This window comes from Thermococcus celericrescens (assembly GCF_001484195.1).
Lineage (GTDB): Archaea > Methanobacteriota_B > Thermococci > Thermococcales > Thermococcaceae > Thermococcus > Thermococcus celericrescens.
The window spans coordinates 1-13368 of the sequence record NZ_LLYW01000042.1; the positions used below are offsets into that span (position 1 = coordinate 1).

The following is a 13368-nucleotide window of genomic DNA, read 5'->3' on the forward strand; positions in this document are numbered from 1 at the left end:
GGTCGTTTTCTGAGGACTATTAAGCCTTCTCCCTTGATGTAGTTTGGTGGTTTGGGTTTGAGCCAGTTGGGGGGTTCTCCGTTCCGCGTGTTCCTTAAGAGTGAGAAGAAGCTTCTCCAGCTTTCGGCGTTCTTCCTGCAGATTTGTTGAACCGTTGCCGAGCCTATTTCGGATTTGAATGTTTCTCTTGGGTTTTTGAGGGTTGTAGTTTTACCGTTATTGACCGCTTCATTCTAAAGTATGGTAATGTTTTTTAGGCTTTAAAATAGTTTTGCTTTCCTGCCTTCAGGCTGGTCTTTCGATTACTGCATCCCCACCCTAAAGGACGAGGCCTTCAGAAGAAAAAAGTAACTGCACCTATTCAATCCTAACGAAAACCACAGACTCCGGAAGCGCGACGGGAAGTGGGAGATAACGCTGGAATTCAAGAAAGGAGCCAAGATCGAGTTCAAGTTCACCCGCGGCTCGTGGGAGACCGTTGAGAAGGGCAGAGACGGCGAGGAAATTCCGAGCAGGACCATGGTGCTGGAGGAGGGCGGGAGGTACGAGTTCACGAGTTACCACTGGCGCGATTATGTGGAGGAAACCGAAGTTGGCACGCATACGATAGTCGGGAACGTGACGACTTTCAAGATGTTCATACCCCAGCTCAACAGGACGAGGAGGATATGGGTCTACCTGCCGCCTGACTACGGGAGGGGCGACAAAAGATACCCCGTCCCCTACATGCCCGACGGCCAGAACCTATTTGACCAGGCAACCTCCTTCGCCGGCGAATGGAGGGTGGACGAGGCCCTGGAGAACCTCTTTAGGGAGAGAAACTTCTCCGTCATAGTGGTCGGCATAGACAACGGCGGCGATGGGAGGATAGACGAATGGGCTCCTCCCTCGGAGGGCTCATCTCGATCTACGCCGGCTTCAAATACCCTGAAACCTTCCGCTACGCTGGAGCCATGAGTTCAGCCTTCTGGTTCAACCCGGAGATCTATGACTTCGTGAGGAACGCCCCGGAGAAAATCTACATCGACTGGGAACCCTTAAGGGGAGCGATCCGAGCGAAATGGTAGAAACCAACAGAAAGATGGTGGAGGTATTAAGGGAGAAAGGCTACGCTGAGGGCGAAAACCTTCTCGTCATCGAGGACGAGGGAGCCACACACAACGAGTACTACTGGTTGAGGCGCTTTCCGGACGCGGTGCTCTGGCTCTTCGGCGGTTGATTTTTAAACCCCCTCCCCATTTCTTCAACCATGCTCCTCCACATCGGAATCGACGACACCGACTCACCCAACGGCATGTGCACCACATACCTCGGCGCGCTCCTCTACCGCGAGCTTTCGAGGTTAGCGGAGCCCATAGACCTGCCGAGGCTGATAAGGCTCAACCCGAACATCCCGTACAAAACGAGGGGCAACGGAGCGGTTGCGATGACCTTCAAGGTCGATGAGGAGCTTATAACCGAGGTTAAAAACACCGTCCTCTTCTACGTGGACCGTCTTGCCGACTTCGAGCACGAAAATACTAACCCTGGCGTCGTGTTCTTCGAAGGAGATATTCCAGAAGAGCTCCGCGAGTTCTCGTTGAGGGCTTTGAGGGAGCACGTTAAGATCGAGGAGGCTGAAATGGTCGCGAAGAAAGTTGAGGCAGAGTACTTCAAGTTCAAGGTCGGGAGGGGTATAATAGGCTCCCTCGCGGCGATAGGCTATCCTCTCGAACGCTTCACCTACGAGCTGTTAGCTTACAGAGAGCCGGACAGCTGGGGAACTCCGAGGAGAGTGGAGGGGGAGAGCGTTTTCTCCGCCGACCGCTGGAGCTATCCCTTCACCTACGACAACGTTGACCCGTACAAGAGAAGCGTTCTCATAACCCCCCACGGAAAAGACCCCGTCCTTGTTGGAATCAGGGGAATTGACCGCGGCAGAGTTCTCCAGGTCTTCGAGATGGTCAAGCTCGGGGAGCCGGTCGCTTTTCACCAGCTCTACAAGACCAACCAGAACACCGACGACCACCTCATCCCGAAGAAAATAGTGGAGCTGAAGCTCTACGACAGCGCAGTGGTCAGGGGTAGAGTGGTCGGCCCCTACTGGGAGCGCGGGAGGCACGTTTTCTTCGAGCTGGAGGACGAGACGGGAAGGATTAGGGTTGCCGCCTTCGAGCCGACCAAGAAGTTCCGGAACTGGGTCAGGAAGCTCCTGCCCGGCGACGAAATCATAGCGGCCGGAGGAGTTAAAGAGCACGAGGGCGTTCTAACGCTCAACCTCGAAAAGTTCTATCCGGTCAAGCTCGTCCCGAAGGTGGAGTATCAGAAGCCGCGCTGTCCAAAGTGTGGCGGGACGATGAAGAGCAAGGGAGACTACCTCAAGTGCAAGCGCTGTGGTTTTAAGATGCCGAAGAAGCTTATCCCCGTCGAGGTGCCGCGCGATTTAAAGAAGAGAATCTACGAAGTCCCGCCCGATGCGAGAAAGCACCTCTCGCGGCCGCTTGTGCTGCCGAATGGGGAGGATAAGCTGTTGGAGCTTTTGTGATTGTATGATAAACCAAAAACCCTTTATGCAATCCCGCCAAAAATCCTTTGGTGGTAGTGTGTCCATCATAGAGCAGCTCCGCAGGGACTTCAGGCCCTTCAGGGATGACTGCATGGGGATTCTTCTCTATGGCTCCCATGCCCAGGGAGAAGCGACGGAGCGGAGCGACGTTGATATTTGCCTGGTGAAGCCAAAACCTGGGACTTACGAGAGGGTTCTTGAAGAGCTCGGTGGAAAGTATGATGTTAAGGTCTTTGAGGAGCTGCCACTGTACGTCCAGATCGATGTAATCAAGAACCACAGGGTCATCTATGGAGACGAGCTTGAGCTTTTGGAGTACTTTTACAGGTTCAGAAAGCTCTGGAATGATATGGAGCACCGAATACGGGAGAGCAGGTTTGAAAGCGTGAGGGGAAAAGTCAGGTTGAGGAGGCGTGCCCGCGAGAAGGCAAAGGTAATTAATGGGCATTTTAAATCCAAACATAGCGTTCATAACGTTAAGTTTCCAAAAAAAAATTTTAAACTTTTTAGTAGGCAATGAAAATTGCCAATACTCGCGCTGGGGGCACTATAATTGAGTAAAGCACTCCACAGGGTTCTTCAGGTTGGACTGGCTCACAAGAAATACGTGTTCCTCCTCATAACTTTGGGGGCAGTATCAACCCTCCTATCTGCAGCTGTGCCGTTTTACATCCAAAGCCTCATTGAAAACCTCGGCAAGATGAATACCGATGATATCCTGAAGAATATTGGAATTATACTCCTCCTGTACACCGCATCAACGATCATCTACCTATACTCAGGTTTTGTTAGCAACTTCGCAGAGACGAAAGCTGCCGCATGGCTTAAAAGAAAACTGTTCATCTCAACTCTGCTCTCAGAGAACATCAACCCCGGTGATGCTCTCTCCAGAATTCAATCGGACACGGAAATCGTCGGTAGAATGGGAATGTCTCTAATCCCTGCCATCATTATAGAGGCATTTTCTCTAATCATTGGAGTGACGGTTATCTTTAGACTAAACCCATATCTAGGTGCCGTCACCCTCATAACACTTCCAGTCTACGGTCTCTCCCTTAGAGCGTTCATCCATGGACTTAAGCTGGCCTCTTCAGAAGAGAGAAAGAGATACTCAGAGAGCGTTACCGCATTTAAAGAGGGAATAGACGGTAGGCTTGATATAAAGACCCTCGATGCGTTCGACTATCTTATCAAAAGGGTCTCGGAAAGGCTTGACCGTTGGGTCAATGCATCAAAAAAAGTTGCTTTTTACAGCACGGCCAGCTACGGCCTTCAGTCGTATCTATCAACGATCCTACCACTTCTTGTTCTCCTAAGTGGCGTAGTTTTTGTTAAGAATGGAATGGCCACTCTTTCGTCGGTGATCGCCACGTTTACATATCTCGGCAGAGTCTATTACCCGGTTGAGCGATTTGCATTCTTCTGGAGCAGTTATCACAGAGCCGTTCCCATAATTGAAAGAATATGGGAGTTCATTGAAATCGAACCGTCCCTTGAAAGACCAACGTGTACTCCAGAAGATTGGGGTATTGAATTGCAGGGTGTATCCCTATCCCGCGAAAGAAGTCAGGTTCTAAAGGAAATCTCCGAGAGAATTGCCTTTGGCAAAAACCTCGGCATAGTGGGTCCTTCGGGAGTTGGAAAAACAACGCTAGCCTTGATAATCTCGGGAATAATTAGACCCACCAAGGGCAAAGTTAAGATCGGAAAGTGTCCACCCGAGTCCCTTCTTGGCAGGGAACTTATCTATGTTCCGTCACAGCCGTATCTCTTTGAGGGAACGGTTAGGGAAAACATTGCTCTCGGAAAAAATCTCACAGACAGCGAAATTGTAGAGATCCTAAAAACCGTTGAACTTGAGGAACTAAATCCCGATTTACCTATTGAAGAGGGCGGTAAAAATCTATCGTTAGGCCAGAGACAGAGGATAGCCTTAGCGAGAGCTCTAGCTAGAAATCCTAGGATCATAATACTGGATGAAGCCACTTCGGGTATGGATTCTGAGAGGGAAGCAAGAATCCTCCAAAGGTTGAGAAAAATGGAGATGACCCTTATCACCATATCCCATAGACTCTCAACAATCAGAGAGATGGAAGAGATATGGGTTCTTGAGGAGGGCAGGATATTGTGCAGGGGTAGGCACGAAGAGCTGTTTAAGAGTTGCGAGAAATACCGTGAGCTGTTCAAAGAGCAGGAGAAAAGCAAGAACGCTCTTTACTAACCCCCGCCGTGAGTCACAGACTGGCCTGACTTGCAATGGGGTCCTCTAAGGGCACCATGACTCAATACACCAACCCAAACAGGAACAGCGGGATCCTACCCTTGCCCGTGAGGAGGCCATCGACCGCTATATAGTCAGGTTTCTGGTAGCGACCCTTTGATTCACCGCCTACCTCGATAATCCATTCGCCAATCCTGAAGTCAGCGGTTTTCTCACCCCTCTTCCCCTTGAGGTAGCAGAGACCGAGGTTCCGCAGGTGGTTCACAAAGAACTCCTCGCGCAGGGCACCTTCGTGGGTGTTAAAGCCCTTTCTGGCAAAGAACTCCCTCAGCGGGACGGTGAGGTACAGTTTAGGCTCCTTTCTAGCACTGCCGCAGGGGTGAAAGGCAATCAGGAGGCCGGCCTTTGAAAGGTCTTCCACGAGCCTTATCGCCATGTTCTTGGAGACTTCGAGAGCCCTGGCTATCCGGGAGTAGTTGGCCTCGAAGGGGGCAGACTTGGCGACGATGTAGAGAAGCTTAAATGCATCTGTCTCGTACTTAACGCTAACCTCCCTCAGGGCGGAGAGGTCTTCGAGGATTACCTTCCGAATAGAGTTGTCAAGGGCGTCGTAGAAGCCACTCCTCGGGTAGAGCACTCCCCCCTCTCGCATGTATTCCCTCCAGAGTGGATGGAGTTCAGCGTACATATCTGTCAGGTCAAAAGCTCTGGAAAGGACTTCTTTTAGTGGGTACCTGGGAACGTCGAAGTTCCTCTTTATGTTGAGCCATTCCCTGAAGGAAGCTGGCGGGAGTTCTTTGAGGACAACCCTTCTTGACAGGTCAGCTCCCGAATGAACCAAATCTATAGCCGATGAACCTGAGAAGAACACCCTTACCTCGTGCTCGTCGTAGAGCGTCTTTAAGTCCTCGGCCCAGTCCACTTTCCTGTGAATCTCATCAATGAAAACATTTCTGTATCCCATCTCCGCGAGGGAGTTCACAACCTCGTAGAGGGAGAAAGGCTTTATGAGGGTCGAATCGGCTGAGAAGTAAACGCTCCTTTCGGTTTCATTTGCCAGCTGGAGCAGAAGGACTGTCTTACCGACACCACGAACGCCCCTAACGCCAACGTAATACTCCTCATCAACAGCTTTAAGCTCGTCGAAGAGAAAGCGCTTTTTTGGGAACTTCCTCGCCCAAGCCATTACCCTCCTGCTCGTGGTGATGAGTGAAGTGAGTATCCTCTCGTCCATGTTTTGAAGTTGGATTCTTTATTTATAACTCTTGTCCTCACGCAGGGACGATATGCGTGCATATTGTTCATGAGAAAGGACGAAATGTGAAGCGGGCCGGTCAAAGCAAAAACTCCTGAGACTGGTTCAGCGGGGTGAGGTCGATAAGATAAAAGAGCTCGCTAGGTGAGGTTGTATAGGAACTCCGGAACCTTCGAGCCCTCTAAAACCTCAACGTTCCTCGGATAGCGCCCCCTTTTCTTTCCGGACTTGACCTCGACCCTCAGGTTTCCGGCTATTGCATCAATCTCGTAGGAGTTGCGGTAGTAAAACACCTCTCCGAACTTTCTGTACAGGTGCTCCTGAACGAGCCACTCGTAGAGCACCGCCCTGTCGATTTTTCTCCTTGTCCACAGCTCTATGGCCCTTACGATGAGGGGATCGCGGAGGATTAGCTTCCGCTCCTTCCTCGGGTAGACCTTTCCGTCACCGCCGAGGTAGAGAACCTGCAGGAGGATGTGAAAGGCTTCAAAAAGCTCAACGTAATCCCTTGCGGTGTGGGGCGAAACGCCAACGGCCTTTGCTATCGCGTTGAATGAGGTGGGCGATGGGGCCTTATCGAGCACCGCACCCACGATGTCCCTTGCAAGATCACTGGAGCGGTCGAGGGCCTTCAAGTCTGCCTTCAGAAAGCCCACGAGTTCCTCAACCTTCAGGGTGCCGTTCAGGTAAGCGAGGTATCCCCCTGTCTCAAGGTAGTTCTCAAAGACTTCTGCTCCCTTTGACGGAAAGAACTCGTTGTAGAAAAGGCTGTAATAGTCGTGAAAACTCAGTGGCATGACCTCAATCGTTTTTCCGTTTCCCATCCTACCGCCGAACGTCTCAAAGTGTCGGCCTACAGTCAGGGAAATTGAGCCCGTCACGGTAACGACGTCGTTCCTCAACTCGCCCCGGTCTATGAGGAACTTCAGGGCACGCCACCAGTCGTCCACGAGGCTGACCTCGTCGAGGAATATGAAGGCCTCATTAACACCCTTTCGTCTCTTTAGCCTTAGATAGTCGTTCAGAACCTCCAAAAGCTCTCTGTGGTCCTCAAGCACGTCACAGCTGAAGTAAAAGACTGCGTAAGGAGTCTCGACTTTTTTGAGGAGCTCTTTGATGAGGAGCTTTATTCCAAGGGTTTTCCCGACTCTTCTCGGACCAACGACGAAGTTGAGCGAAAATGGGCTCAGCGAGAGTTCATCAAGCCATTTCGGCCTAATCCTATAGGTGAGTTTTTCAAAGAGCTCCCAGTCCCTGTCGGGCTCGCCGAACCACCACGGATTTTGTAACTCAAGCATGTGCAGTTTTAGTGCAAAGATATTTATAAAGATTTTGCACTCGTACTGCAAAGGTATTTAAAAAGGAGTTTGCAGGGACGGTGCAAATTATTAAGGCCAAGCTAACACTATCCTTTCATCACCTTCCACACCAGCAGCGGGAAGACGAGCGTCGCATCTGCCCAGATTTCGACGTAATCAGCCTTAGCCCTTATCTTGCCCCAACTGACACCTTCGCTCGGCGGTGCACCGCTCAGCGAGCCGTCCCAGGGAATCGCTGTCGTCACGTAAATCGCGTAGTCCGTTCCGCCCCTGAAGAGGTTGGCGTTGATTATCGCGTGCTTTGGCAACGAGCCTCCGAGGATTATTGAGGCCGTCTCCTTGGCGGTAACGGCGAGGTTGTTGAGCTTGACTATGTCGTTGGCTATGTCTATGACCAGCTCCCTGTCCCCGCGCTCCTCCTTGAAGAAATAGAGCATGTCGCCGATTGAGCCGTCGGTAATGGCCGGACAGAAAATCGGGATGTTCCTCTTGTAGGCCCAGTAAATAACCGAGCGCTCCTTCTCCTTCCCGAGCTTCTCGTCCATGTAGCGGCCCATCTCGTAGATGAACTCGCTCGCGGTTAAGGGCTTTCCGCGCTCCTTTTCCATCTCAAGAACGCGCTCGAAGAAGGGAATCATGTACTTCTCGAACTCGATGTAGCGGTCGTTGGGCACGAAGATGTTGCCTATCCTGTTTATGCCCTTCTCGCGCATCAGGGCGTCGTTCACGTGCCAGTCACCGAGGATGAATGGCTTCAGGGCCTTTATGAAGTCCTCCTCGATTCCGCCGGCGGTCGTGACGATGACGTCTACTTTACCTTCCTTGACGAGCCACGCAACCAGCTCGCGCAGGCCGGAGGAGATTATGTTGGAGGTGTAGCCGAGGAAAACTCTAACCTCCTCGCCGCTGGCACGCTTCTCCTCTACCTTCCGCCAGATCTCTATCGCCCTTCCGAGGTGCGTCGCCTGGAAGCCTATGCGCTCGTAGTAGTCGAGGACTTCCTCAAGGTTCCCGACTTCGTCGGGCCACGGCCCCTCGATTGGAAGGCCCTCGACCTCCTGGCTCTCCTTAAGCACTATATCCTTCGGCTCGGTCATGGTTGGCACTTCGAAGGTGGACGTATAAAGTTTTGGGAAAGCGTTTTATTCTCCAGCCCCAACTCTCCCACATGCCGGTGAAGATAAATCTGGACGGCCTAGGGGTCATCGTCACGGCATCATCGCGCGGTATAGGCTTCAACGTTGCAAGGGAACTGCTGAAGAGGAACGCGAGGGTTGTTATAAGCTCCAGGAGCGAGGAGAACCTGAAGAAGGCCCTGAATGAGCTTTCGAGCTACGGTGAGGTTTATTCCGTTAGGGTCAACCTCTTCGACCAGCGCGATCTGGAGAACCTCGTCAAGGAGGGATGGGAGCTCCTCGGTGGAATCGACGCCCTCGTCTGGAACGCCGGCAACGTCCGCTGTGAACCCTGCCTCCTCCACGAGGCGACCTATATAGATTGGATCGAGGCTTCTGCCCTTCACACGGTCGCTCCCGGTTACCTAACGACCCTCCTTGCTCAGGCGTGGCTTGAGAAGAAACGCCGGGGTGTTCTCGTTTACCTCAACTCGGTCTCGATAAAGGAGCCGATGCCACCGCTGGCTCTGGCAGATGTAACGCGGGCAGGTCTGGTTCAGCTCGCCAGGAGCGTTTCGAGAACATACGGAAAGCGCGGGATAAGGGCCTACAGCGTTCTGCTCGGAAGCTTCGATACACCCGGTGCACGGGAGAACCTCAAAGCCGTCGCCGAGGCGAAGGGAGAACCCTTTGAGGAGACCTGGGAGAGGGAAGTGCTCGGCAGAACGCCCCTCCACAGGACTGGGAGGTGGGAAGAACTCGGCTCGCTCATCGCGTTCCTCCTGAGCGATGAGGCGGAGTACATGCTCGGCTCCACCGTCATCATAGACGGCGCGATGACGAGGGGGATAGACATTTAAGCCCACCCTTCCTTCTCACACCCATGAAGGAGGACTACTTCACCGAGGAATTCATAGCCGAGATGAGGGAGAGGTATTTCAGGCCTAGGAAGTGGGAGAAGGTTAGGCCGTTCCGGAATGCGGCCGTTCTCGCGATAGACCTTCAGGCGTACTTCCTCAGGCCGGAGAGCAGGGCGTTCCTGCCTTCCGCGCCGCGCTTCGTTCCCAGGCTTGTGGAGTTTTACAGAGAGGCGGAGAGGCTCGGCGTTCCGATAATTTTCACCCGCCATTTCCATCGGGACGACATAATGACCCGCTGGTGGGGCGGCAATATGCCAAGAGACGACCCGCTGAATGGGCTCCTCGACGAGTTTCGGTCCTTTGCAGAGACGGTAATCGAGAAGAGAACCTACGACGCCTTCCACGGAACTGAACTTGAAGGCATTCTGAGAAAACTCCACGTAGAAACCGTAGTCATCACCGGCGTCATGACGCACCTCTGCTGTGAGACCACCGCCAGAGAGGCCTTCGTGCGGGGCTTCAACGTGGTCTTTCCGGTCGATGGGACACTGACTCAAAACAGGTTTTTCCACGAAGCTACGCTTAGAAACCTCTCTCACGGCTTCGCGGTTACGTCGCTCTTAGGGGAGGTGCTGGAATGGCTCTCGTCGGGATAATCGGGGCCGGCATAGGGGGCATAGCGACGGCGGTGCAGCTGGCGCGCTACGGGATAGAGAGCGTGATTTTCGAGCGCGACCGGATAGGTGGGCTGATAAGGAACGCCTACTCCGTCGAGAACACGATGTTCTTCCCGGACGGAATAAATGGAGAGAAAGTTGTTGAACTCCTTGAGGAATACGTGAGAAAGTATGGCTTGAAAATCATCTACGAGGAGGTCATGGCCGTTAAAAAGGTCGGCGGACTCTTTGAAGTCGAAACCGCGAGCGGGGTTCACCACTTCAAGTACCTCGTGGTGGCAAACGGAACGAGGCCAAGAAAGCTCCCCTTCGATGGAGTAATCTACCACGTCGCTGAAGTTCCGAGGAGACACTACAAGCGGGTTCTTATAATCGGCGGCGGCGATGTGGCCTTCGACTACGCGTTGACCATGAGCGAGACCAGCGACGAGGTGGTAATCCTCATGAGGAGCGAGCCAAAGGCCCTGCCCTACCTCCAGGAACTCGTGAAGAGACGCTCGAACATCAAAACGCTGATGGGACAGGTGTGGGAAATAAAGCCTATAAGCGGGAAGCAAAAGCTTTTAGCCAGAACGAGCGCTGGCGACTTTGAGGTTGATCTGGTGCTCGGTGCCATAGGGAGGATTCCCAACATCGAACTTGTGGAGGGCATCGAGGACGATAACCTTTTCCTCGTTGGGGACGTTAAGAACGGAATCTACCGCCAGACGGCCCTGGCGATAGCGGACGGAATCAAAACCGCGATGGTGATATGGAGGAGGGAGAGGTATGGAGATACTGAGTGAGGTTGGCGATCCGAACGTTGCCGTCGTTTACATCGGGAAGACCGCGAAGGGAAACATCGTGGAGTTCGTCGAGTCAATCCCGACCCACAATCCGGCCGAGAAGTGGGTGCTCATCGTCTCATCGCTCAACGGCTGTCCGGTCGGCTGCAAGATGTGCGACGCCGGCTTCTTCTACAAGGGAAAGCTCGACGTCGATGAGCTGATTGAGCAGATAGAGTACCCGATTCAGAAGCGCTGGAACGGGAAGCCCAAAACCAGGAAGTTCAAGGTGCAGTTCGCGAGAATGGGCGAGCCGAGCTTCAACATGGCCGTGGTAGAGGCGATGAGGCTTTTGGGCGAGCGCTACGAGAACTTCCACCCGTCTCTCTCGACCATAGCCCCGATTGGGACGGACAAGTTCTTCGAGGCACTGCTGGAACTTAAGAAGGAGATGTTCCCCACCAACTTTCAGCTCCAGTTCTCGATACACTCCACCAACCCGGAGCAGAGGGACGAGATAATCCCCGTCAGAAAGTGGGACTTCGAGAGGATGGCCGAGTACGGTAAAGCTTTCTACGACGAGGGCGGCAAGAAGATTACGCTCAACTTTGCCCTGGCGAGGGAGAATGAGGCCGATGCTGAAGTCATAGCCGAGTATTTCCCGAAGGAGTGCTTCCTCATCAAGATAACGCCCCTCAACCCGACGGTGAGCGTGCTGAAGAATAAGCTCACCAACGACGTGGACCTTGAGACTGGCCTTCCGATGAAGCACAAACGCTTTGTTGACGACCTCAGGAGGCTCGGCTACGACGTCATTATCTCCGTCGGCGACACGAAGGAGAACCTCATAGGCTCGAACTGCGGGCAGTATATCCTCAGGTTCCTCAAGGAGCGGCCGGAGCTTAGAGAGGCCTACACCTTCGCGAGGGGGTTTGAGTTTAAGGTGGGCTGAAGACCTTTCTTTTTATCTCTTCAAAATATGAAAGAGAGAACTCACCAGTCCGCCTCGTGAATCAGCTCTCCCTCCGCGAAGACGTGCGTCGGGTAGTTCTCCACGCAGAACGGGTCGCCGTTCCAGACGACGAGCGAAGCCCACTTGCCCTTCTCGATGCTTCCGAGCCTGTCGTCAACGCCGAGTATCTTCGCGTTGTTGTGGGTGATGACCTTTATCGCTTCCGCCTTGCTCATGCCGAGCCTTATGAAGTGCCTGAGCTGCAGGTAGAGGTTCGCCTGGAGCGTGACCGGGTGGTCGCTCATGAGGCCGAAGAGCGGTTTGACCTCGAGCAGGTAGCGGGCGTTCTTCCAGTCCTCGTGCTTCAGCTCGACCTTGTAGGGAAGCGAGTCGAAGGGACCGTAGATTACCGGAACGCCTTCGGCCTTAATCTTCTCGAAGGTCTCCCTGCTGTGGACGTCGCCGGCGTGCTCGATGGTTATCTTGAGCCCAAACTTCCTCTTTATCATGAGGAGCGCCGCGATGTCGTCCTCCTTGTGGACGTGGACGCGGAGCGGGATCTCGCCCTTGAGGACAGGAATTAGTGCCTCAACCGTAGGCTCAACTTCCTCCGGCTCCTTCTTGCCCTTCTCGATGAGGGCTATCGTCTTCTGCGTCTTTATCAGCCAGTTGAGGAGAATACCTATCGCACCCATCCTCGTGCTCGGTCTGGTTCCCTTCCACTCCTTCGTCGAGCGCGGGTTGTAGCCGAACGCCGCTTTAACGCCCGCATACTGGATGAAGGCATCCTCTATGTCCCTGCCGTAGTTCCTTATGAAGACCGCCTTTCCTCCTATGATGTTTCCGCTTCCCGGCAGGACAGAGGAGTACAGCACACCGAACTCGATGGAGTGCTTGAAGGCCTTGTCGTCCATGTAAATTGAGTAGAGGGCATCGACGAGTGGAAGAACAGCATCCATCTGCTCGTTGGCTTCGCCCTCCTGGTAGGGTTCACCGTAGCGGTCCATTCCTATGTGGCTGTGGCCGTCTATGAAGGCCGGCGTTACAACGCCCCCGGCTATTACCTCAGCTTCCTTTGGCTTATCCTTCGTCACATCAACGATGTTTCTATCAAAAACGACGTAGACGTCCCTCTGGACGTTGCCCAGACCATCGTAGAGAAGATTAGCCTTGACGGCTTTCACGTTCATCACCGTTAAGAGATGAGCACTAACGTTTAAATGCTTGTCGATTTCAGAATTGAATAATTACACAATTCGATAATTATGCAGCCAAAAAGATGATGTAAGAACGGAAAAGGCTCAGTATGGAAACTCGACGCCCAGGTCCTTCGCTATCTCACGGAGGTCAGAAACCTTTCGTTCGCTTCGAAAGATGGCAGAAATGAGGAAAGTCAGAAGGTGGGGGCGTAGCCCATCTCTTCCGAAATCTTCCTGAGCCTCTCGATCCTCGCCTCGGTAGGCGGGTGAGTCGAGAACAGACTCGCCAGGCTGGTTCCCTTGAACGGGTTCACTATGAACATGTGAGCCGTTGCAGGGTTCCCATCCCTCATCGGCCGGTAGCTGACGGCGCGTTCTATCTTCATCAGCGCGCTCGCGAGCGCCCAGGGCTTGCCGCTTATCTTCGCCCCGCCTTCATCGGCCAGGAATTCCCTCGACCT

General features: G+C 53.2%; 13 protein-coding genes and 2 pseudogenes. 9 read left to right on the forward strand and 6 right to left on the reverse strand.

Features of this window, described 5'->3' with window-relative positions:
* Positions 1-185, reverse strand: a pseudogene (locus APY94_RS13745) (RNA-guided endonuclease InsQ/TnpB family protein); the annotation flags it as partial.
* Positions 186-633: 448 nt separating this feature from the next.
* On the opposite strand from APY94_RS13745, the pseudogene APY94_RS13750 reads away from it, so the two are divergent.
* The 5 genes and pseudogenes from APY94_RS13750 to APY94_RS11230 all read left to right on the forward strand — a co-directional run.
* A pseudogene (locus APY94_RS13750) lies at positions 634-917 on the forward strand (alpha/beta hydrolase-fold protein); the annotation flags it as partial.
* Positions 918-1060: 143 nt separating this feature from the next.
* Positions 1061-1219 carry a hypothetical protein gene (locus APY94_RS13755; protein ID WP_245610469.1) on the forward strand — a complete coding sequence of 53 codons (159 nt, stop codon included), beginning with the start codon at positions 1061-1063 and terminating at the stop codon, positions 1217-1219.
* 30 nt (positions 1220-1249) lie between these two features.
* Complete coding sequence (tiaS, locus tag APY94_RS11220; RefSeq protein WP_058939717.1) at positions 1250-2524, forward strand: tRNA(Ile2) 2-agmatinylcytidine synthetase TiaS; 1275 nt, start codon at positions 1250-1252, stop codon at positions 2522-2524.
* Positions 2525-2636: 112 nt separating this feature from the next.
* Positions 2637-3065, forward strand: coding sequence for a nucleotidyltransferase domain-containing protein (locus tag APY94_RS11225; RefSeq protein ID WP_157065537.1), 429 nt, complete (start codon positions 2637-2639; stop codon positions 3063-3065).
* A 33-nt stretch (positions 3066-3098) separates the two neighbouring features.
* Complete coding sequence (locus APY94_RS11230; protein WP_058939718.1) at positions 3099-4766, forward strand: ABC transporter ATP-binding protein; 1668 nt, start codon at positions 3099-3101, stop codon at positions 4764-4766.
* Positions 4767-4827: 61 nt separating this feature from the next.
* Here APY94_RS11230 and APY94_RS11235 read toward each other — a convergent pair whose 3' ends face one another.
* The 3 genes from APY94_RS11235 to APY94_RS11245 all read right to left on the reverse strand — a co-directional run bounded on the left by APY94_RS11235 (position 4828) and on the right by APY94_RS11245 (position 8437).
* Positions 4828-6000 (reverse strand): AAA family ATPase, encoded by a 1173-nt coding sequence (locus APY94_RS11235; protein WP_058939719.1) that lies wholly within the window; start codon positions 5998-6000, stop codon positions 4828-4830.
* A gap of 161 nt (positions 6001-6161) precedes the next feature.
* Complete coding sequence (locus APY94_RS11240; RefSeq protein ID WP_058939720.1) at positions 6162-7319, reverse strand: ATP-binding protein; 1158 nt, start codon at positions 7317-7319, stop codon at positions 6162-6164.
* A 107-nt stretch (positions 7320-7426) separates the two neighbouring features.
* Positions 7427-8437: a deoxyhypusine synthase gene (locus APY94_RS11245; protein WP_058939721.1), complete on the reverse strand. Its 1011-nt coding sequence runs from the start codon at positions 8435-8437 to the stop codon at positions 7427-7429.
* Positions 8438-8508: 71 nt separating this feature from the next.
* On the opposite strand from APY94_RS11245, the gene APY94_RS11250 reads away from it, so the two are divergent.
* Genes APY94_RS11250 through APY94_RS11265 form a run of 4 tightly spaced genes read left to right on the forward strand, consistent with a single transcriptional unit; the run spans position 8509 to position 11708 of the window.
* Positions 8509-9315 (forward strand): SDR family oxidoreductase, encoded by an 807-nt coding sequence (locus tag APY94_RS11250; protein ID WP_058939726.1) that lies wholly within the window; start codon positions 8509-8511, stop codon positions 9313-9315.
* Between the two features lie 23 nt (positions 9316-9338).
* Entirely contained in the window at positions 9339-9971 is a 633-nt protein-coding gene (locus tag APY94_RS11255) for an isochorismatase family protein (RefSeq protein WP_058939722.1), read from the forward strand.
* Positions 9953-10777: an NAD(P)/FAD-dependent oxidoreductase gene (locus APY94_RS11260; RefSeq protein ID WP_058939723.1), complete on the forward strand. Its 825-nt coding sequence runs from the start codon at positions 9953-9955 to the stop codon at positions 10775-10777. The genes APY94_RS11255 and APY94_RS11260 overlap by 19 nt, the downstream gene beginning before the upstream one ends.
* On the forward strand, positions 10761-11708 hold the full coding sequence (locus APY94_RS11265; protein WP_058939724.1) for a radical SAM protein: 948 nt from the start codon (positions 10761-10763) through the stop codon (positions 11706-11708). The genes APY94_RS11260 and APY94_RS11265 overlap by 17 nt, the downstream gene beginning before the upstream one ends.
* 41 nt (positions 11709-11749) lie before the next feature.
* Here APY94_RS11265 and APY94_RS11270 read toward each other — a convergent pair whose 3' ends face one another.
* Together APY94_RS11270 and APY94_RS11275 are read right to left on the reverse strand one after the other, a co-directional pair.
* Positions 11750-12892: an amidohydrolase gene (locus APY94_RS11270; protein WP_058939725.1), complete on the reverse strand. Its 1143-nt coding sequence runs from the start codon at positions 12890-12892 to the stop codon at positions 11750-11752.
* Positions 12893-13101: 209 nt separating this feature from the next.
* Positions 13102-13368: M48 family metalloprotease (locus APY94_RS11275; protein ID WP_157065538.1), on the reverse strand; the 267-nt coding region annotated here is incomplete at its 5' end.

What these genes read in the sequence shown, in the direction of transcription:
- APY94_RS13755 (WP_245610469.1), top strand. Translation starts at nt 1,061, where the DNA reads ATGGTAGAAACCAACAGAAAGATGGTGGAGGTATTAAGGGAGAAAGGC.
- tiaS (WP_058939717.1), top strand. Translation starts at nt 1,250, where the DNA reads ATGCTCCTCCACATCGGAATCGACGACACCGACTCACCCAACGGCATG.
- APY94_RS11225 (WP_157065537.1), top strand. Translation starts at nt 2,637, where the DNA reads ATGGGGATTCTTCTCTATGGCTCCCATGCCCAGGGAGAAGCGACGGAG.
- APY94_RS11235 (WP_058939719.1), bottom strand. Translation starts at nt 6,000, where the DNA reads ATGGACGAGAGGATACTCACTTCACTCATCACCACGAGCAGGAGGGTA.
- APY94_RS11240 (WP_058939720.1), bottom strand. Translation starts at nt 7,319, where the DNA reads ATGCTTGAGTTACAAAATCCGTGGTGGTTCGGCGAGCCCGACAGGGAC.
- APY94_RS11245 (WP_058939721.1), bottom strand. Translation starts at nt 8,437, where the DNA reads ATGACCGAGCCGAAGGATATAGTGCTTAAGGAGAGCCAGGAGGTCGAG.
- APY94_RS11250 (WP_058939726.1), top strand. Translation starts at nt 8,509, where the DNA reads ATGCCGGTGAAGATAAATCTGGACGGCCTAGGGGTCATCGTCACGGCA.
- APY94_RS11255 (WP_058939722.1), top strand. Translation starts at nt 9,339, where the DNA reads ATGAAGGAGGACTACTTCACCGAGGAATTCATAGCCGAGATGAGGGAG.
- APY94_RS11260 (WP_058939723.1), top strand. Translation starts at nt 9,953, where the DNA reads ATGGCTCTCGTCGGGATAATCGGGGCCGGCATAGGGGGCATAGCGACG.
- APY94_RS11265 (WP_058939724.1), top strand. Translation starts at nt 10,761, where the DNA reads ATGGAGATACTGAGTGAGGTTGGCGATCCGAACGTTGCCGTCGTTTAC.